The sequence below is a fragment of the Klebsiella quasipneumoniae subsp. quasipneumoniae genome, from assembly GCF_020525925.1.
In the GTDB taxonomy this organism is placed as follows: domain Bacteria; phylum Pseudomonadota; class Gammaproteobacteria; order Enterobacterales; family Enterobacteriaceae; genus Klebsiella; species Klebsiella quasipneumoniae.
The window spans coordinates 1,289,054-1,307,520 of sequence record NZ_CP084876.1; the positions used below are offsets into that span (position 1 = coordinate 1,289,054).

At 59.4% G+C, this 18,467-nt stretch carries 18 protein-coding genes; 9 read left to right on the forward strand and 9 right to left on the reverse strand.

Annotated features, from left to right (window positions below; translation table 11 throughout):
* Positions 1 to 541: 541 nt before the first annotated feature.
* The 4 genes from LGM20_RS06430 (at position 542) to glnB (ending at position 4,407) form a co-directional block, all read left to right on the forward strand.
* Positions 542 to 1,963 carry a sensor histidine kinase gene (locus tag LGM20_RS06430; RefSeq protein WP_072413789.1) on the forward strand — a complete coding sequence of 474 codons (1,422 nt, stop codon included), beginning with the start codon at positions 542 to 544 and terminating at the stop codon, positions 1,961 to 1,963.
* A gap of 29 nt (positions 1,964 to 1,992) precedes the next feature.
* Positions 1,993 to 2,679, forward strand: a complete 687-nt coding sequence (gene qseG, locus LGM20_RS06435; protein WP_044524361.1) for a two-component system QseEF-associated lipoprotein QseG — start codon at positions 1,993 to 1,995, stop codon at positions 2,677 to 2,679.
* Positions 2,666 to 4,003 (forward strand): two-component system response regulator GlrR, encoded by a 1,338-nt coding sequence (gene glrR / locus LGM20_RS06440; protein ID WP_023290658.1) that lies wholly within the window; start codon positions 2,666 to 2,668, stop codon positions 4,001 to 4,003. The genes qseG and glrR overlap by 14 nt, the downstream gene beginning before the upstream one ends.
* 65 nt (positions 4,004 to 4,068) lie before the next feature.
* Positions 4,069 to 4,407, forward strand: a complete 339-nt coding sequence (glnB, locus tag LGM20_RS06445; protein WP_002914032.1) for a nitrogen regulatory protein P-II — start codon at positions 4,069 to 4,071, stop codon at positions 4,405 to 4,407.
* A gap of 74 nt (positions 4,408 to 4,481) precedes the next feature.
* Here the strand turns inward: glnB and hmpA are convergent, their stop codons facing one another.
* Positions 4,482 to 5,672 carry an NO-inducible flavohemoprotein gene (hmpA, locus tag LGM20_RS06450; protein WP_044524360.1) on the reverse strand — a complete coding sequence of 397 codons (1,191 nt, stop codon included), beginning with the start codon at positions 5,670 to 5,672 and terminating at the stop codon, positions 4,482 to 4,484.
* A 325-nt stretch (positions 5,673 to 5,997) separates the two neighbouring features.
* On the opposite strand from hmpA, the gene glyA reads away from it, so the two are divergent.
* The gene (glyA, locus tag LGM20_RS06455; RefSeq protein WP_002914027.1) at positions 5,998 to 7,251 is read left to right on the forward strand and encodes a serine hydroxymethyltransferase; all 1,254 of its coding nucleotides are present in this window, start codon (positions 5,998 to 6,000) and stop codon (positions 7,249 to 7,251) included.
* A gap of 55 nt (positions 7,252 to 7,306) precedes the next feature.
* Here glyA and LGM20_RS06460 read toward each other — a convergent pair whose 3' ends face one another.
* The 6 genes from LGM20_RS06460 to hcaE form a co-directional block, all read right to left on the reverse strand.
* Positions 7,307 to 7,729, reverse strand: a complete 423-nt coding sequence (locus LGM20_RS06460) for a DoxX family protein (RefSeq protein ID WP_023290656.1) — start codon at positions 7,727 to 7,729, stop codon at positions 7,307 to 7,309.
* Positions 7,730 to 7,830: 101 nt separating this feature from the next.
* Positions 7,831 to 9,033, reverse strand: a complete 1,203-nt coding sequence (gene hcaD / locus LGM20_RS06465; RefSeq protein WP_044524358.1) for a phenylpropionate dioxygenase ferredoxin reductase subunit — start codon at positions 9,031 to 9,033, stop codon at positions 7,831 to 7,833.
* 9 nt (positions 9,034 to 9,042) lie between these two features.
* Positions 9,043 to 9,855 carry a 3-phenylpropionate-dihydrodiol/cinnamic acid-dihydrodiol dehydrogenase gene (hcaB, locus tag LGM20_RS06470; RefSeq protein WP_044524357.1) on the reverse strand — a complete coding sequence of 271 codons (813 nt, stop codon included), beginning with the start codon at positions 9,853 to 9,855 and terminating at the stop codon, positions 9,043 to 9,045.
* Positions 9,855 to 10,172: a 3-phenylpropionate/cinnamic acid dioxygenase ferredoxin subunit gene (gene hcaC, locus LGM20_RS06475; protein WP_044524356.1), complete on the reverse strand. Its 318-nt coding sequence runs from the start codon at positions 10,170 to 10,172 to the stop codon at positions 9,855 to 9,857. Before hcaC ends, hcaB begins: the two co-directional genes overlap by 1 nt.
* Entirely contained in the window at positions 10,172 to 10,690 is a 519-nt protein-coding gene (gene hcaF / locus LGM20_RS06480) for a 3-phenylpropionate/cinnamic acid dioxygenase subunit beta (RefSeq protein WP_044524355.1), read from the reverse strand. Before hcaF ends, hcaC begins: the two co-directional genes overlap by 1 nt.
* Positions 10,687 to 12,048: a 3-phenylpropionate/cinnamic acid dioxygenase subunit alpha gene (gene hcaE, locus LGM20_RS06485; RefSeq protein ID WP_044524354.1), complete on the reverse strand. Its 1,362-nt coding sequence runs from the start codon at positions 12,046 to 12,048 to the stop codon at positions 10,687 to 10,689. The genes hcaF and hcaE overlap by 4 nt, the downstream gene beginning before the upstream one ends.
* A 135-nt stretch (positions 12,049 to 12,183) precedes the next feature.
* Between hcaE and hcaR the strand changes: the two genes are divergently transcribed.
* Positions 12,184 to 13,068: a DNA-binding transcriptional regulator HcaR gene (gene hcaR, locus LGM20_RS06490; protein ID WP_044524353.1), complete on the forward strand. Its 885-nt coding sequence runs from the start codon at positions 12,184 to 12,186 to the stop codon at positions 13,066 to 13,068.
* Positions 13,069 to 13,390: 322 nt separating this feature from the next.
* Entirely contained in the window at positions 13,391 to 14,527 is a 1,137-nt protein-coding gene (locus LGM20_RS06495; RefSeq protein ID WP_044524351.1) for a 3-phenylpropionate MFS transporter, read from the forward strand.
* Here the strand turns inward: LGM20_RS06495 and csiE are convergent.
* Positions 14,524 to 15,801 carry a stationary phase inducible protein CsiE gene (csiE, locus tag LGM20_RS06500; protein ID WP_023290648.1) on the reverse strand — a complete coding sequence of 426 codons (1,278 nt, stop codon included), beginning with the start codon at positions 15,799 to 15,801 and terminating at the stop codon, positions 14,524 to 14,526. The genes LGM20_RS06495 and csiE overlap by 4 nt on opposite strands.
* Before the next feature lie 124 nt (positions 15,802 to 15,925).
* On the opposite strand from csiE, the gene LGM20_RS06505 reads away from it, so the two are divergent.
* Both LGM20_RS06505 and LGM20_RS06510 read left to right on the forward strand, forming a co-directional pair.
* Complete coding sequence (locus tag LGM20_RS06505; protein ID WP_044524350.1) at positions 15,926 to 16,564, forward strand: DUF1007 family protein; 639 nt, start codon at positions 15,926 to 15,928, stop codon at positions 16,562 to 16,564.
* Positions 16,555 to 17,535 (forward strand): nickel/cobalt transporter, encoded by a 981-nt coding sequence (locus LGM20_RS06510; protein ID WP_044524349.1) that lies wholly within the window; start codon positions 16,555 to 16,557, stop codon positions 17,533 to 17,535. The genes LGM20_RS06505 and LGM20_RS06510 overlap by 10 nt, the downstream gene beginning before the upstream one ends.
* A gap of 47 nt (positions 17,536 to 17,582) precedes the next feature.
* Here LGM20_RS06510 and suhB read toward each other — a convergent pair whose 3' ends face one another.
* Positions 17,583 to 18,386 (reverse strand): inositol-1-monophosphatase, encoded by an 804-nt coding sequence (gene suhB / locus LGM20_RS06515; protein ID WP_002913995.1) that lies wholly within the window; start codon positions 18,384 to 18,386, stop codon positions 17,583 to 17,585.
* Between the last annotated feature and the right edge of the window lie 81 nt (positions 18,387 to 18,467).

Consider the following 18,467-nt stretch of genomic DNA (forward strand, 5'->3'; position numbering starts at 1 on the left):
GGCTTTTTTTATCTGTGACGGCCGGCACGCCAGGGTGTCGGGAATCACCGACAACTGGCATATTGCGGTGTCGTCAAAAGGCGACACTTAAGTTATTGATTTAAATGATGAGTAAACTGGGGCATATTTAGTGTCGCTAATTGGCGACATTATGGATAAAAAGTATACAGCGCTGGAATGGTTGGATTTTATGGTGAAAGTCATATATATCAACGTGTTAATAAAATGTTTTGAAAGATGGCATAGTTCATGCATAATATTAACCAGTGGCTCATTCACCTTCTTATGTCAGCCCCTTCGGGACGCGCTACATAAACTTCGAATGACGCACAAACAGGTGCCTGCCGTCCAACTCCTGATAACAGCCTGGCTTTATCAGACATCGGGCGAAACGTCGAGTAAGGCACCGCCTCATTTCTCAACAAAGCCAGGCCTTGCGCCTGGCTTTGTTGTTTCTGCGGCGCCGTGGCGACGGGTATCGCTTTTCTCCGCCGCGCTCCTCAGTTAGCATCGACCAGAGCTAATGATTGAGACCACACCCTTGAAGCGACTCTCTCTTTTTCCCCGTTCGCTGCGTCAACTGGTGACGCTCTCCTTTGTGCTGATCCTGCTGCCGTTGCTGGTGCTGGCCTGGCAGGCCTGGCAGAGCCTCAATGCCCTCAGCGCCCAGGCGGCGCATATCAACCGCACTACGCTGGTCGATGCCCGCCGCAGCGAGGCGATGATCAATGCCGCGCTGGAGATGGAGCGCAGCTATCGCCAGTACTGCGTGCTGGACGATCCGACGCTGGCGCGCGTCTATCAAAACCAGCGGCAGCGCTACAGCCAGATGCTGGACGCGCACGCCGGCGTGCTGCCGGACGAGAAGCTCTGGCAGGCGCTGCGCCAGGATGTCAGCGATCTGGCGCAGCTGCAGTGTAACAACAGCGGCCCCGACGCCCAGGCAGCCGCCAGACTGGAAGTGTTCGCCAGTAATAACAGCGACATGGTCCAGGCGACCCGGGCGGTGGTCTATTCCCGCGGCCAGCAGCTGCAGCAGGAGATTGCCGAGCGCGGCCAGTTTTTCGGCTGGCAGGCGCTGGTGCTGTTTCTGCTGAGCCTGGCGCTGGTGCTGCTTTTTACCCGCATGATCATCGGCCCGGTGAAAGGCATCGAAAGAATGATCAACCAGCTGGGGGCTGGGAAGTCGCTGGACGACGCGGCATTGTTTACCGGCCCGCGCGAGCTGCGCTCGGTGGGCAAGCGCATTATCTGGCTCAGCGAGCGCCTGGCATGGCTGGAGTCGCAGCGACATCAGTTTCTTCGCCATCTGTCGCATGAGCTGAAAACCCCGCTGGCCAGTATGCGTGAAGGCACCGAGCTGTTGGCCGACCGTGTCGCCGGGCCGCTGACGCCGGAGCAGCAGGAGATCGTCGAGATCCTCGACAGCAGCAGCCGCAACCTGCAAAAGCTGATTGAACAGCTGCTGGACTACAACCGCAAACAGGCCGACGGCCCGGTAGCCCGGGAAGAAGTGGACCTGGTGGAGCTGGTGGAAAACGTCGTGGCGGCGCACAGTTTGCCCGCGCGGGCTAAACTGATGCATACCGAGCTGGCGCTGCAGGCGCGGCATTGTCTGGCAGAGCCTGCGCTATTGATAAGCGTAATGGATAATCTCTACTCCAATGCGGTGCACTATGGCGCTGAATCCGGTAACATTCGTATCCATAGCTACCGGCACGGAGAGCAGGTGCGTATTGATGTCGCCAACAGCGGCGAACCGATCCCGGCCGCGGAAAAGAATATGATTTTTGAGCCCTTTTACCAGGGGAGTCACCAGCGTAAAGGGGCCGTGAAAGGCAGTGGACTGGGGTTAAGCATCGCCCGCGACTGCGTCCGTCAGATGCAAGGGGAGCTCAGTCTGGTTGACGCCCCCGCCGGGCAGGTCTGTTTTCGCATTATGCTTCCCTCAGCGCCGGAATAATCCAACTAATGAATCGATATCGGGGAACTATGTCCCAATTCCTGGCCTGGCGCCGTTCCCTTAGCGGATGGCTGCTCTCAGGCATTGCTTGTCTGACGCTGGCGGGGTGTTCCGCCGGCTTCTCGCCGCATAGTGCGGAAGGTGCCGCCGCCCCCGGGCAGGCGCAGCATCAGGTGGCCGATTTTGTCGCGGTGGACTGCGCCGATATCTGGGCGCACAGCAGCGATGCCAGCGACAAAAACCCCCTCTACTGGCTGCGGGGCATTGACTGCGCCGATCGTCTCGCGCCGGCGCAGGCGCGAGCGGAGGCGAAACGCCATACCGACGACAGCTGGCAGGACGCGTTCCGCCGCGGCATTCTGCTTGCCGATGCCAAAATTACCCCTGACGAGCGCCGCGGGCTGGTGGCGCGTCTCGACACCTTCAGCCCGCAAATCGCCGTTCAGGTCCGCCCGCTGTATCAGCTCTGGCGCGACGGGCAGACCCGTCAGCTGCAGCTGGTGGAGGAGCGAGCCCGCTACGCGAAGCTTCAGCAGTCCAGCGATAGCGAGCTGGAGACGTTGCGCCAGCAGGAGCAGTCGCTGCGCGAACAGCTGGAGCTGACCACCCGTAAGCTGGAGAATCTGACCGATATTGAACGCCAGCTCTCCAGCCGCAAGCCGGGCGGCAATTTCGGCAGCGAAAAAGTGCCGGAGGTGATCCATGACGATCCGTAAACCGGCGCGTTTGCTGCTGGTGGATGACGATCCGGGGCTGCTGAAGCTGCTGGGCATGCGGCTGGTCAGCGAAGGCTATAGTGTGGTCACCGCCGAGAGCGGCCCGGAAGCGCTGCGCGTGCTGGGGCGTGAGAAGGTGGATCTGGTGATTAGCGATCTGCGGATGGATGAAATGGACGGTCTGCAGCTGTTCAGTGAGATCCAGAAGGGGCAGCCCGGCATGCCGGTGATCATTCTCACCGCCCATGGCTCGATCCCCGACGCGGTGGCGGCCACCCAGCAGGGCGTCTTCAGCTTCCTGACTAAGCCGGTTGATAAAGACGCCTTGTATCAAGCCATTGATGAGGCGCTGGAGCAGCGCTCGCCAGCCACCGACGAAGCCTGGCGTCAGGCCATTGTCACCCGCAGCCCGCTGATGCTGCGCCTGCTCGAGCAGGCCGGGATGGTGGCGCAGTCCGACGTTAGCGTGCTGATTAATGGCCAGAGCGGGACCGGGAAGGAGATAGTCGCCCAGGCGATCCACAACGCCAGCCCGCGTCATGACAAGCCGTTCGTGGCGATTAACTGCGGCGCGCTGCCGGAACAGCTGCTCGAGTCCGAACTGTTCGGCCATGCGCGGGGCGCCTTTACCGGCGCGGTCAGCAACCGCGAAGGGTTATTCCAGGCCGCCGAAGGCGGTACGCTGTTTCTCGATGAGATCGGCGATATGCCGGTCGCCCTGCAGGTGAAGCTGCTGCGCGTCCTGCAGGAGCGTAAGGTACGCCCGCTCGGCAGCAACCGCGATATCGAGATCAACGTGCGGATCATCTCCGCCACCCACCGCGACCTGCCGAAGGCGATGGCCCGCGGCGAGTTTCGCGAAGATCTGTTCTATCGCCTCAATGTGGTTAACCTGAAGATCCCGCCGCTCTCCGAACGCACGGAAGATATTCCGCTGTTGGCCAACCATCTGCTGCGTCAGTCCGCCGATCGCCATAAGCCGTTCGTTCGGGCGTTTTCCAGCGATGCGATGAAGCGGCTGATGGCCGCCAACTGGCCGGGCAATGTGCGCCAGCTGGTGAACGTGATTGAGCAGTGCGTGGCCCTGACCTCGTCGCCGGTGATCGGCGATGCGCTGGTGGAGCAGGCGCTGGAGGGCGAGAACACCGCCCTGCCGACCTTCGTGGAGGCGCGCAATCAGTTTGAGCTGAACTACCTGCGCAAGCTGCTGCAGATTACCAGGGGCAACGTCACCCACGCCGCGCGGATGGCTGGACGCAACCGCACTGAATTCTATAAGCTGCTGTCGCGCCATGAGCTCGACGCCAACGACTTTAAAGAGTAGCTCCGCAACATAGCGCAAGTTATGATACGGTAAGCAACCGGTTACGCGACTAAGACAGGAACACCATGAAAAAGATTGATGCGATTATTAAACCTTTCAAACTGGATGACGTGCGTGAAGCGCTGGCCGAAGTCGGCATCACCGGGATGACGGTAACGGAAGTGAAAGGCTTTGGCCGCCAGAAAGGGCACACCGAACTCTACCGCGGCGCGGAGTATATGGTTGATTTTCTGCCGAAAGTGAAAATTGAAATCGTGGTGACCGACGATATCGTCGATACCTGTGTGGATACCATCATCCGTACCGCGCAGACCGGCAAAATCGGTGACGGTAAAATCTTTGTCTTTGATGTCGCGCGCGTGATTCGTATCCGTACCGGCGAAGAAGACGACGCGGCGATTTAACGCTCGCCGCTCGCTGTAGTATTGCCGGGTGGCGCTGCGCTTACCCGGCCTACAAATCCCCGCGTCGTCGGGGCTTACAGCACCTTATGCGGCCCGAAGCATTCGTAATGAATGTTGCCGCTGCTCACGCCCAGATCTACCAGCTGCTTCGCGGCAAACTGCATAAACGCCACCGGGCCGCAGAGATAGAACTGCATTTGCGGGTCGCCGATCTTGCCGGCCAGGGCCGTTAAATCCATCAAACCTTCGCTATCAAACGCGCCGGATTCACGGTCCGCTTCGCTCGGGCTGCGGTACCAGACGTGAGATGTAAACTTCGGCAGGGTTTCACCCAGCGTTTTAACTTCGTCCGCGAAGGCGTGCACGTCGCCGTTCTCTGCCGCATGGAACCAGTTCACCTGACCCTGATGGCGGCTCTTCGCCAGCGCATCCAGCATCGCCAGCATCGGCGTTTGCCCGACGCCGCCGGAGAGCAGAGTGACCGGCGTCTGCTGTTCAACGTTAAGGAAGAAGTCCCCGGCCGGCGCCGCGAGATAGACCACATCGCCTTCGCTGGCATGGTTATGCAGCCAGCTGGAAACCTGGCCGCCTTCTTCGCGTTTAACCGCGATGCGGTAGCCCTTGCCGTCCGCTTTGCGGGTCAGGGAGTACTGGCGAATTTCCTGATATTCGAAATCTTCCGGCTTCAGCCAGATGGCCAGATACTGGCCAGGCTGGTAATCGGCGACCGGCTGGCCGTCGACCGGCTCGAGCTCAAAGCTGGTGATAAGCTGGCTGCGCGGGGTTTTCTTCACGATGCGGAACGCGCGGGTCCCTTCCCAGCCGCCGGTTTTACTGGCGTTTTGCTGATAGATCTCGGCTTCGCGGCCGATAAAGACGTTCGCCAGCACGCCGTAAGCTTTCCCCCAGGCATCAAGGACTTCCTGACCCGGGCTGAACATTTCATCGAGGGTCGCCAGCAGATGGCTGCCCACGATGTTGTACTGCTCCGGTTTGATCTGGAAACTGGTGTGTTTCTGGGCGATTTTTTCCACCGCCGGCAGCAGGGCGGGCAGGTTATCGATATTGCTGGCGTAGGCGGCAATGGCGTTGAACAACGCTTCTCGCTGGTCGCCGTTGCGCTGGTTGCTCATATTGAAGATCTCTTTGAGCTCCGGGTTATGCGCAAACATACGATCGTAGAAATGGGCGGTTAATTTTGGTCCAGTCTCTACCAGCAGGGGGATGGTGGCTTTGACCGTAGCGATGGTTTGAGCGTCGAGCATAGCGTGCTTCCTTGTGTGTTACCTTAATGATGTATTTTAAATGCATCTTAAGGAAATAACCCTGCGTTGTAAATGGTTCTTTAACACTTTCCGCCGTTGCAGTTACAACATGAAGAATTTGCATCACAATCCTGAAAAGAAATCCGTTGATACTGAGAGAGGCGTTATTGCTCAAAGCCTTGTGTCATGCGGAGCCAAACGTTTGCGTAAAATCCTTTGTCAAGACCTGTTATCACAGAATGATTCGGTTATACTGTGGGCCGTTGTCCAATCGGACCGCCTTTTTAGGCCGAAATTTTATTGTTAGCTGAGTCAGGAGATGCGGATGTTAAAGCGTGAAATGAACATTGCCGATTATGATGCCGAACTGTGGCAGGCTATGGAGCAGGAAAAAGTACGTCAGGAAGAGCACATCGAACTGATCGCCTCCGAAAACTACACCAGTCCGCGCGTGATGCAGGCGCAGGGCTCTCAGCTGACCAACAAATATGCTGAAGGATATCCGGGCAAGCGTTACTACGGCGGCTGCGAATATGTCGACGTGGTTGAGCAGCTGGCTATCGACCGCGCGAAAGAGCTGTTCGGCGCTGACTATGCTAACGTCCAGCCGCACTCCGGCTCCCAGGCTAACTTTGCCGTCTACACCGCGCTGCTGCAGCCGGGCGATACCGTGCTGGGGATGAACCTGGCGCAGGGCGGCCACCTGACTCACGGCTCTCCGGTTAACTTCTCCGGCAAACTGTACAACATCATCCCTTACGGTATTGATGAGTCCGGCAAAATTGACTATGACGACATGGCGAAGCAGGCACAGGAACATAAACCGAAGATGATCATCGGTGGTTTCTCCGCTTACTCCGGTATCGTTGACTGGGCAAAAATGCGTGAAATCGCTGACAGCATCGGCGCATACCTGTTTGTCGACATGGCGCACGTGGCAGGCCTGATTGCCGCTGGCGTGTATCCGAACCCGGTTCCGCATGCTCACGTCGTGACCACCACCACCCACAAAACCCTGGCGGGTCCGCGCGGCGGCCTGATCCTGGCGAAAGGCGGTAGCGAAGAGCTGTACAAGAAACTGAACTCTGCGGTATTCCCAAGCGCGCAGGGCGGCCCGCTGATGCACGTTATCGCAGCGAAAGCGGTGGCGCTGAAAGAAGCGATGGAGCCAGAGTTTAAAGTTTACCAGCAGCAGGTTGCGAAAAACGCCAAAGCAATGGTGGAAGTGTTCCTGAACCGCGGCTACAAAGTGGTGTCTGGCGGTACTGAGAACCATCTGTTCCTGCTGGACCTGGTGGATAAAAACCTGACCGGTAAAGAAGCTGACGCTGCCCTGGGGCGCGCCAACATCACCGTCAACAAAAACAGCGTGCCGAACGATCCGAAGAGCCCGTTCGTAACCTCCGGTATCCGTATCGGTTCTCCGGCAGTGACTCGCCGCGGCTTTAAAGAAGCGGAAGTCAAAGAGCTGGCTGGCTGGATGTGTGACGTGCTGGACAATATCAATGACGACGCGGTCATTGAGCGCGTGAAAGGCAAAGTCCTGGATATCTGCGCCCGCTTCCCGGTTTATGCGTAAGCGTTAGCGTTGACATCAAAAAGGCCGCGTTTGCGGCCTTTTTTGCGTCTGGGGATTAGCGGCGGTCGAGCGAAATCGCTCCGGGGCCGGTTACCGCCAGCAGCAGGAAAGCGCCGGCGATGCTGACGTTTTTCCAGAAGTTAATCATGTTCGGCAATACCGCATCGCCAGTCATATCCCAGTAGTGATGGCCAATCACCGCGGTGCCCAGGGTGTAGAAGATAAAGATGACCGCCAGCGGGCGGGTGAAAAAGCCCAGCACAATTAAAATGGCGGCAGGCACTTCCATAATGACGGCGATAATCGCCGCCAGGGTCGGCATCGGCGCGCCGGAGGCGGCCATGTACTGCACCGTACCGTCAAAGCCCAGCAGTTTGGGGTAGCCAAAAAGAATAAACAGAACTACCACGGCGATGCGGGCGATAAGCAGTAGCAGAGAGCGGGATGCGCCAAAATCAAAATAGCGGAGTGTGTTCATAATCAGCTCGTTATGAGAGAAGTGTCCTTTAAACGTAATACACGTTTTTGCTTCCCGCCACGTTAGTTCTGGCAACATCCCCGGTCTGCTGAACAACGAAATTACCGCGTTTTTAACGGGACGCTTTCATCGCATAGCGTTTCGGCGTTCACCGCTTGACCACTCTGGATGAGCTTGCGCAGCGTGCGGATCTCGCGACCGTGATTGAGGGTGACCGCGCCGGTTAACACGCCGTCACGCAGCTGGAACCAGATCGCTTTGCGATCGGCGGGCGCTCCCCGACACCACCACTTTTCGCCCTGCATATCGCCAATAAACTGCAGGTTATCTTCGTACTGATCGGTCCAGAACCAGCCTGGCGCCCTGGCGGGGCGTGGTTTGCCAAGCATGGCCGCAGCGGCAATCTGCGCCTGGATATTGGCATTTTCCCAGCTCTCGACGCGCGACAGCGAACCATCTGATTGCCGCGTCAGCGTGACGTCGCCGGCGGCAAAAATAGCCGGGTCCGAGGTCCTGCCGTCGGCATCCACGACGATGCCATTGTCGGTCTCCAGCCCGGCGCGGCGCGCGAGAGCATCGTTAGCCACGATGCCAATGCCATATACGACCGTCCCGGCGCGCAGGGTTTTGCCACTCTGTAAAGTGAGGGTGAGGTGGGTTCCCTGTTCCGCCTGTTCGATGGCGCGGTTCAACAGCACCCGTACCCCGGCCTGGCGATGGCGGGCCAGCAGGTAATCGCGGACCGGCGGCGGGGCGTTGCGACCCATCACCGTCGACGCCTGCTCCACCACCGTGACGCGACAGCCGCGCTGAATAGCGCTGGCGGCCAACTCCAGGCCGATGGTGCCTGCGCCGACGATAACCACCTCACTCCCTGGCTGCAGCGCCGCGCGCAGACGCGCAGCATCGCCGGCGTGTCGCAGGGTCAGGCAACGTTCCCCCAGCGCGTCGAGCAGCGGCAGCGGCCTGGCGGCGGCTCCGGTCGCCAGCAGCAGTTGTCGCCAGTGAAAGACGCGATTGTCTGCCAGCGTCAGGCTCTGCGCCTGACGATCGATATCGCGCAGCGTCACACCGAGATGCAGCTGGACGTTGTTGTCCTGCCACCAGCTGGCGGGGAGCACCGGCTGTCGCTGCGGATCTGCATCCAGCAGCATCGCTTTCGACAGCGGCGGGCGCTCATAGGGTAAATGGGGTTCATCAGAAAACAGGTGCAGGGGACCCTGGTAACCCTGCTGGCGGAGGGCCGCGGCGGCCATCGCCCCGGCCTGTCCACCGCCGATAATGGCAATCATCGGTTCGCTCATCATCACTCCTTAAAGGTTTAGTCCGGCGGCGACATGGCGGATCCCGCGGATCCCCAGCCCGCCATCGGCATTGATCATCACCCCGCTCAGCGTCCGATTATTCCGTCGGGAAGCCAGCATGACGTACGGGCCGGTGAAATCGACCGGTTCGGGGAAAAACTGCAGTGGCAGGATGGCGGCGATCTTCTCCGCCGTCAGGGAGTGCATTATCGTGGTGTCGCTTTGCCCCAGCGCCTGCGGGCCGCGCAGATCGGTCGCCATTCCGCAGGGACCAACGCCGTTGACCCGCACCTTCGGCGCCAGCTCGTAGGCCAGCTGGCGAATTAAGCCGGTCGCCGCATGTTTGCTGGCGGTGTAGAGCGGGCCGCCGCCGCCCGGATACCAGGCCGCGTTGGAGAGGGTCAGAATAATGCTGCCTTCGCTGGCGATTAATGCCGGGGCGCAGGCCTTAGCGCCGAGCAGATAGCCCAGCACGTTGACGTTGAACAGCTCATGGAAGCTATTCTCCAGCGCCTCCGCCGGGGTGTCCATCAGGGAGGCGTTATGATCCCAGATGCCGGCGTTGCCGATAAAACAGTCCAGACGGCCATAGGTGGTGAGGATCTGATCCACTGCGCGCTGATAATCACCGTAGCGGGTTACGCTGCCTTCCACCGCCAGCACCCGATCGCCAAAGCGCTGGCGCAGGCTGGCGACTTTCGCGCCGGACAGTTCGAGGGTCGCGACCTTCGCCCCCTCGTCAATAAAGCGCTCAATCAGCGCCAGACCCAGTCCGGAACCGCCGCCGGTAATCAACACCACGTTATCGCGTAAATCGCTCATCAGGCCTCCTCAGGAATATCAATAAACACCTCACCGCCTTCCACGTGCACGGTATAGGTGGTCAGCGGCTCGGTGGCGGGCAGACACAGCGCTTTGCCGGTTTTCAGGCAGAAACTGGCGGCGTGTAGTGGACATTCCACCGTCGCGTCGTCTTCCAGGTAGCCTTCGGACATCGACGCGTTGCCATGGCTGCAGCGATCGTTAACGGCATAAAACGCTCCGCCAATATGGAACAGGGCAATAACGGGAGAGGTCTCCAGGCGGAGGGCTTCCCCCTCCGGCAGCTCCACGGTGGAGCAGGCGAATATTCGATTCATCAGAAGAGTACGCTCAGGTTGTGGGACGCGATCACTGCCTGATCGAGCACGATCTCTCGAGCCGTCAGGCGCCACTCGCCGCCAGGCAGACGGCGGACGGTGTCCCTCCGCGTGCCGACGTAGCAGGTCTCGTCACGCTCCTTTTGCGCGCGATATAGCAGATAGTTAAGGCGCACGGCGAAGCGATCCGGTTGTCCGGTTTCGCTGATCTGCAGGTTGCTAATCAGATGGCGGGTGCGGGATGGCGGCTCCTCTGCCCATGCCATGCCGGTCTCCAGGCGAGCAATCCGGCGCTCAAGCTGGTCTTTGTTGTCATTAAAGATCCAGGTGGTCGGCGGCTGGACCCCTTTGCGACGGTCGCGGGTCTGGGCGTTGACGGTCGTGCGCATGGTGTAGCGGATCTCGTCGTCCAGCTGCGTCAGCCAGTCGCGAAACTGCCAGTCGTCCAGCAGACGCGCCTCTTCGTAGAGGAACTGGCTGATGCTGTAGTGCAGTTCAGCAGAGACTAAGGCGCTCATTTCATCACCTCCTGCTGGTAAGCGGCGGTTTTTTCCTGCACTTCCTGCCACGTTTCGCTGCTTAACAGATCGGCCCAGCGCTGGTACATACCGCGGGCGGCAGTTTCGGAAAAGATATAGTTGGTTATCCCCGGAATGCCGTCTGTGCGGCGTTTTTCCTCGCCTAATCCCATCTCCAGGCACAGGCTGGTGTGACGCGCCCGGTGTCCTTTCAGCAGTTTTTGAATTTCACACCAGTTTTCCGAGTCATCCTGCTCGAGGAAACCAGCCGGACCAAAGGCGCGCGTGGCGCTGTTTTCGAACGCCGCTTTGACCTCATCGGAGGCGGCTTTATCGGTGAGACAGAATGCCCAGACCTCGACCCGATCCGGTCCTCGCGGGTGCCAGACGCGCAGCGTGGCGGTACCGTTTAGCCACGAGAGGGTCGGGAAGATGTTATTGTGACCTGCGAGGCGCAGGGCGCGGACGGTGCCCAGCCGCTGCTCGGCTTCGGCAAAGGTATCGCGGTAATAGCGGGAGACCTCGCCGTCGACCCAGACGTTAGCGTCCGGCTGTTCGGTGAAGAAAAAGCCGCTGCCGTGCCCCTCCTGACCAAACTGCAGCGCGTCTTTGGCAGTCTCCCACACCGGGCGGGCGGTCTGTCCTTCGCCCAGGCGCTTTTCACTGCCATCATCTTTCGCGCCCAGCACCTGCACCGCCGAGGCGTGGCTGAACAGCGCGTGATACTGGTCGCTGGCGAACTGCTCGGCAGGGAATTTCCAGTTGCAGTCGATGGTCCACTTCTGTACGCCGCCAACGATCTCGGTCCCGCCTTCACGACGGTCGAGGACGCCGTCAAGATACCAGGCCATATCGCCCAGATAGTCACGCAGCGTGGGGGCTGTAGGATCCCAGTTGGCGAAAATAAGGCCTTTGTAACTTTCCACACACGGGACTTCATTAAGCCCCCAGTGGGACTTGCACAGCCCCTGCGGGTAGGCGCGCGGCTCGAGCGGGACGTCGATCAGCTCGCCGTCGATGCCATAAGACCAGCCGTGATAGGGGCAGGTGAAGGCCCGGGTATTGCCGCAGTCGGCGTAGCTCACGCGCATCGCGCGGTGACGACATTGATTTAAAAAGGCTTTAATGCTGCCGTCCTTTTGGCGGACCACCACCACGGCATCTTCACCCATGTACGTGTTAAAGAAATCCCCTGACCGCGGGATCTGGCTTTCATGGGCCAGAAACAGCCAGCAGCGGCCAAAGATCCGCTCCAGCTCAAGCTGATAGATCTCAGGGTCGGTATAGATCCGTGGGGTGACGCGACCGTTTTGCGGGTCGACCAGTTGGTAGACATCGGTTTTCATTTTGATGGTCATTTTTTTCATCCTGTGGGGTAAGAGGTATTGACCTTCTCTTTTTTGTGTCATCCTTATGTTGCTTGTGGGTTATCAATGTGTGAAATAGTTAATTTCTACCAGCTGAGATGTTTTATCGATAACAAGGAGGGGTTGATGGAATTGAGGCACCTGCGCTATTTCGTCGCGGTGGCGCAGGAACTAAACTTCACCCGCGCGGCAGAAAAACTGCATACCTCGCAGCCTTCGCTGAGCAGTCAAATTCGCGATCTGGAACAGTGCGTCGGCGTGTCGTTGCTTGAGCGCGACAAACGCAAGGTGACGCTGACGGCGGCGGGGGAGTGTTTTCTGCAGGATGCGAAGGCGATACTCGACCAGGCAGAGAGTGCCAAAATGCGCGCGCGAAAAATCGTCCAGCACGATAACCACCTGGCGATTGGTTTTGTTCCGTCGGCCGAAGTCAATTTGCTGCCCGGCGTTCTGCCCTTGTTTCGCCGCAAACAACCGAATACCCGGGTTGAGCTGGTCAGTCTTATCACCACCGAGCAGGAAGATAAAATTCGCAGCGGTGAACTGGATATCGGACTGATGCGCCACCCGATCTACAGTCCGGAAATTGACTATCTTGAGTTGCTCCACGAACCGCTGGTGGTGGTGCTGCCGGTAGATCATCCGCTGGCGAAAGCAGAGAAGGTGAGCGCCAGCCAGCTGGACGGCGTTGATTTTGTCAGCACTGACCCGGCGTACTCTGGTGCGCTGGCGCCGATCGTCCAGGCGTGGTTCGAACAGCAAAAAAGCCAGCCGCGTATTGTCCAGGTGGCGACCAATATTCTGGTGACCATGAATCTGGTGGGGATGGGGCTCGGGGTGACTTTGATACCCGGTTATATGAATCATTTTAATACTGGCCGGGTGGTTTTTCGTCCTATCGCCGGCAATGCCCCGACCATTGCGCTGCTGATGGCATGGAAAAAAGGCACCATCAAGCCGGCGCTGGCCGATTTTATCGCCACGGCCAGAGAGCATGCGGCTGCAGGATAATCTCCTGTCTGTAGCGGACCGCTGACGGGCGGCGGCGCCTGAACGTCGGTCGTAAGCTGTGATGAACTTCACGATTTTAACGCAAACTTTCAGGGTTATGTCTGTCAGCCTGTCTGGTCTGTCATCCTACGCCATGGCTACCTCCAACGCCTCGGGCACTGCGTTTCAGCCGCGGTATCCGCCGGAATGCCATTTTTTCCGCCAGGGGCGTCGCCCGGAGAACGAGGCACCATGGTGAATAAACCGCCTTTTTCCGCTTTCTGCCTGACTTGCGTCCGCCGGGGTTTATCGCCAGACTGTCGCCTCCATTCGGGAGGGAATCATGGTCTTGCACTCCACGCGCTGGCTGGCGCTCAGTTACTTCACCTACTTTTTTAGCTACGGTATTTTTCTGCCCTTCTGGAGCGTCTGGCTGGCCGGTAACGGACTGACCCCGGAAACCATCGGCATCTTGCTCGGCGCCGGTCTGGTAGCCCGTTTTCTCGGCAGCCTGCTGATCGCCCCGCGGGTGAGCGACCCCTCCCGGCTGATCGCCGCGCTGCGCGTGCTGGCGCTGTTAACCTTGCTCTTCGCGCTGGCCTTCTGGGCCGGCAGCCACGTCGCATGGCTGCTGGCGATCATTGTGGGCTTCAACCTGTTCTTTTCGCCGCTGGTGCCGCTGACGGATGCCCTGGCCAATACCTGGCAAAAGCAAATCACCATGGACTATGGCCGGGTGCGGCTATGGGGCTCTATCGCCTTTGTGATTGGTTCGGCGCTGACCGGCAAGCTGGTGAGCCTGTTTGATTACCGGGCGATCCTGCTGATGCTCAGCCTGGGCGTCGCCTCGATGCTGCTCGGCATGCTGCTGAAACCGTCGGTGATGCCCGAGGGGGCGTCGCGCCAGCAGCAGGGGGCCGGGCTGGCGGCCTGGCTGACGCTGGTGCGCCAGAGCTGGCGCTTTCTCGCCTGCGTTTGCCTGCTGCAGGGGGCGCACGCCGCCTACTACGGCTTTAGCGCCATTTACTGGCAGCAGGCAGGCTATTCGGCCTCGGCGGTGGGCTATTTGTGGTCGCTAGGCGTGGTGGCGGAAGTGGTGATCTTCGCGCTGAGTAAAAAGGTGTTCCGCCGCTTCAGCGCGCGGGATCTGCTGCTGCTCTCTGCCCTGTGCGGGCTGGTCCGCTGGACGCTGATGGGCTGGAGCACGGCGCTGCCGGGGCTTATCCTCGCGCAGATCCTTCACTGCGGCACCTTTACGGTGTGTCATCTGGCGGCGATGCGCTATATCGCCGCCCGCCAGGGCAGCGAAGTGATCCGCCTGCAGGCCGTCTACTCCGCGGTGGCGATGGGCGGCAGTATTGCCATCATGACCGTCTTCGCCGGCTTCCTCTACCAGCACCTGCACCAGGGCGTGTTCTGGGTGATGGCGCTGCTGACCATCCCGGCGCTGGCTATCCGGCCAAAAACGGTGGCGGCCTAGTCTTCGAGCATCGCGCAGATATGCTGCTGCTGGCGTTCAGTGAAGCAGTTCTCCGCGTGGATCAGCGGCGGTGAAAACAGCGGCAGCGCCGTCGCATAGGGGGTGACGATAAGCGTCACCCCTTTGGGCGCCCCCTCTTTCTGAAAGCGCTCTACGCTCTGGTATTTAATGTTCAGCGGCAGCAGCGTCAGTTCGCGCAACTGCTGCTCCAGGGCCGCCTCCATATCCGGATTATCATCGGTCAGCAGCAGAACCTGCTTCTCATGCAGGTCGCTTTTCTGCATCAGCCAGGCGCCAAAGATCACTGCGATTAAGCCGGTCTCTTCCTCATTAAAACGGACGTGCCAGGCCTCCTCGAATTCGCTCAATGCCGCCTGGGTGGTGCGCAGTAAGCGAGGATAGAGCCGGCTCACTTCCTCTGTGAGCGTGTTATCGATGCCGATAGCAAACACGCTGCGGATCAACGCCTGCGACAAGTGAATATAAAGCTGATCGCTCAGCCCCTGCTCGTCACTGAACGACCTGCCGGCGAGCATCTGGAAGCGGTGGATCAGGCCGGAAATAGCCAGCCGCAGGCGTCGATCCTGCGGGTGACCATCGCGGAGCGGATCGGGGGTTTTGAGCATCATAAACAGCAGCGAGAGGAAAAAAGGCTCTCCGACATGCGGCGTCGCGCCGACCCGACGCTGCCAGTGGCGGACAATCTCCTGCGCCAGGGTGAACTCGGCGGCGGTCTGCGCCCAGCGTTGCTGTTCATCATTGAAGTCGGGTGAATATCCCCGGTGATGCTCAAGCAGACAGTACTGCAGGTACAGGCGCAGAAACTGAACGTCCCGGCAGTCGAACTGGCGATTGAGCGCTCGCGCGCAGCGGTTCACCAGCGCCTGCAGGTTAGTATCATCGTACAGGGTACGGGCGATGCCTTCCTGTTTAAGCTGCGTTTTCAGCGCCGGGGTAAAATGATGGTTAACGAACTGCGGGCACAGGCGCAGGCCCCGCCGCAGCGCATGCAGCAGGCATAAACGTTGGTCGAGCGCGGCGCCTTCAATCCGATAGCTGCCGTCCACCTGTGACCGAAGGGTCAGGCGGTGGTAACGCTGAATTTCGCGTCCGGTCTCCTCAATATCCTGCCGGGCCGTGGTCTCATCAACGAGGTTGATTCTGCCAAGCCGTTCAGTCGTTACCGACTGTCCGGGCAGATAAAACATCAGGAGCACCTGGCTACGGCGCTGTGGACTGGAAAGCGCAGATGGTGGTTCAATGACGGTCATCATCTGGTAAGTTCCAGTTAGGGTTTCCGCTAAGAATAGACAATGACAGCGGCGGGGGCAGGGAAGTGCGCCCGCTTTAGCTCAGGATTGCTGGCGAAGTTCACAGAATTTTTCACGTGAGGAACAGATGAACAGAGTGAAACAATGCACCAGCGCGGCGTTTTTCATGGTTTTATCATGGACAGCCGCCGCGCATCCGCATAGCTTCATCAGTTTGCAGAGCGAGCCGGTGGTCAAAGAGGGCTTGCTTAGCGGGTTTAAAATGCGCTGGACGATGGATGAAATTACCTCATCGGATCTGCTCTACGACGCCAGAAACGCTAAACCAGGCAGCGAAGTATGGAAAAAACTGGCGGCGGAGGTGATGGCCAACGTGCTCGGCCAGCACTATTTCAGCGAGCTGTGGCACAACGGCCAGCGGGTGAAATTTGAAAATCGCCCCGACGGCTACGGTCTTGAGCGCGACGGCCTGCAGGCGGTACTAACCTTCACCCTGCCGCTGGCGACGCCGCAACCCGTTGCCGGACAGACATTTACCTTTTCCACTTTCGACCCGACCTACTATGTCGACATGTTTTATGACAAAGATAGCGATTTTTCCCTGCCCGCAGCGCTGCAGGCCGACTGTAAGGCAACGGTAATGACGCCAAAACCGAATGACAAAATGCTCTCATACGCCCAGTCGCTGGATAAAGCGGATGCGCCGCCGGAGGATATGGCGCTGGGCAGCTATTTTGCCCAGAAGGTGACCCTGACATGTCAGTAATTTTTACCCCGCGCACGCGCGCGTCGCGCTGGAAAGCGCTGTGGCCGTTGGCGCTACTGCTGGCCGTGAGCGTCACGGGCGGCTTCTGGCTGTGGCAGGCCTGGCCGCAGGTGCTGATGCAGAGCGCGTTCTGGCAGCGCGCGCTCAATCTGGAGCTCAGCCGCCTGCTGCAGGCGGTGGCGGAGAATCCGGCGGCGGCGGGGCTGTCGCTGCTTGGGTTCAGCTTCGTTTACGGGGTGCTCCATGCCTTAGGGCCCGGCCACGGCAAAATTGTCATTACCACCTGGCTTGCCACCCATCCTTCGAAGTTGAAATCGAGTATTAACCTGACGCTGGCCGCCTCTTTATTGCAGGGGCTGGTGGCTATCGCGCTGGTGGTAGTGGTGCTGGCGCTGCTGCAGCTGCCGGCGCGCCAGCTGCATCTCAGTAGTTTCTGGCTCGAGAAGGGGAGCTATTTGCTGGTGGGCGCGTTAGGTCTGCTGCTCTGCTTGAGGGCGCTGAAAAAGCTGCGTCTGCTGCTGAGCCGGCCAACGTTTACCGCGTTTACCCCGCATCATGTTCATAACGAACACTGCGGCTGCGGGCATCAGCATCTCCCGGCCCCGGAGCAGCTGCAGGCCGGCGACGACTGGCGGGCTCGCACCGTGATTGTCCTGTCGATGGGCATGCGTCCCTGCTCGGGGGCGATCATGGTCCTGCTGTTCAGCAAGGTGATCGGGGTGTTCAACTGGGGGATGGCGGCGGCGCTGGCGATGGCGGCAGGGACCTCATTGACTATCACGGCGCTGGCGCTGCTGGTGCATAGTTTTCGCCAGCTGGCGGTGAAGCTGGGTCGGCATCAGGCGCCGCCGCTGTGGCGCCAGGTGGGCTGGCTGACGCTGGCGCTGGCCGGCGGCGTGGCGCTGCTGGTGGCCGCTGTCGTGATGTGGAGTAGCGCGATCGCGCCAAGCGGCGGTTTGCGGCCGTTTTAGAACATAAAAAAAGGAAGCCGCGGCTTCCTTTTTACATCTGCAAGAGATTAACGCTTCAGCGCGTCGCTCAGCTGCTCGCGCATATTCGCCAGCATCGCTTTCACCACACGCGGGTTACCGGCAACGATGTTGCCCGTCAGCATATAGTTATGACCGCCGGTGAAGTCGCAAACAATAGCGCCTGCTTCACGGGCGATCAGCTCGCCTGCGGCGAAATCCCATGGTTTCAGGGCAATTTCAAAGTAACCGTCAACGCGGCCGGCGGCAACGTAGGCCAGATCCAGCGCGGCGGAGCCGGTGCGGCGGAAATCGGCGCATTCGGTGAACATGTTGCCGAGAATATTCATGTAAGTGGTGGCGTGCTGCTTCGCCTTGAACGGGAAGCCGGTCGCGATGATGGTGCCGTCGAGGTCGCGAGCGTTGCTGCCGCGCAGACGGTAGCCGTTCAGCTGCGCGCCCTGGCCGCGGGTCGCGGTGAACAGTTCGTTACGCATCGGATCGTAAACCACCGCGACTTCAGTACGGCCTTTGATGCGTACGGCGATGGAAACAGAGAAGTGCGGCAGACGTTTAACGAAGTTGGTGGTGCCATCCAGTGGATCGATAACCCATTGAACATCCTGCTCTTCACCAGCGTGTTCACCGCTTTCTTCGGTGATAATGGTGTGCTGCGGGTAAGATTTGCGAATGGTTTCGATAATAATCGCTTCGGCGGCTTTATCGACGTTGGTCACAAAATCATTGCTGCCTTTCTGGCTGGTTTCTACGGTGTCTGGCGTTTCGTAGTGTTTGGCAATTAAATTACCCGCCTTGCGCGCGGCGCGCACGGCGATGTTCAGCATCGGATGCATCGGTCTCTCTCACTGGATGTTAAAGAACGGGAAAAAACGGCGCATATAATAACAGCGAATTCTGCTTATGTCTCCGTTTTA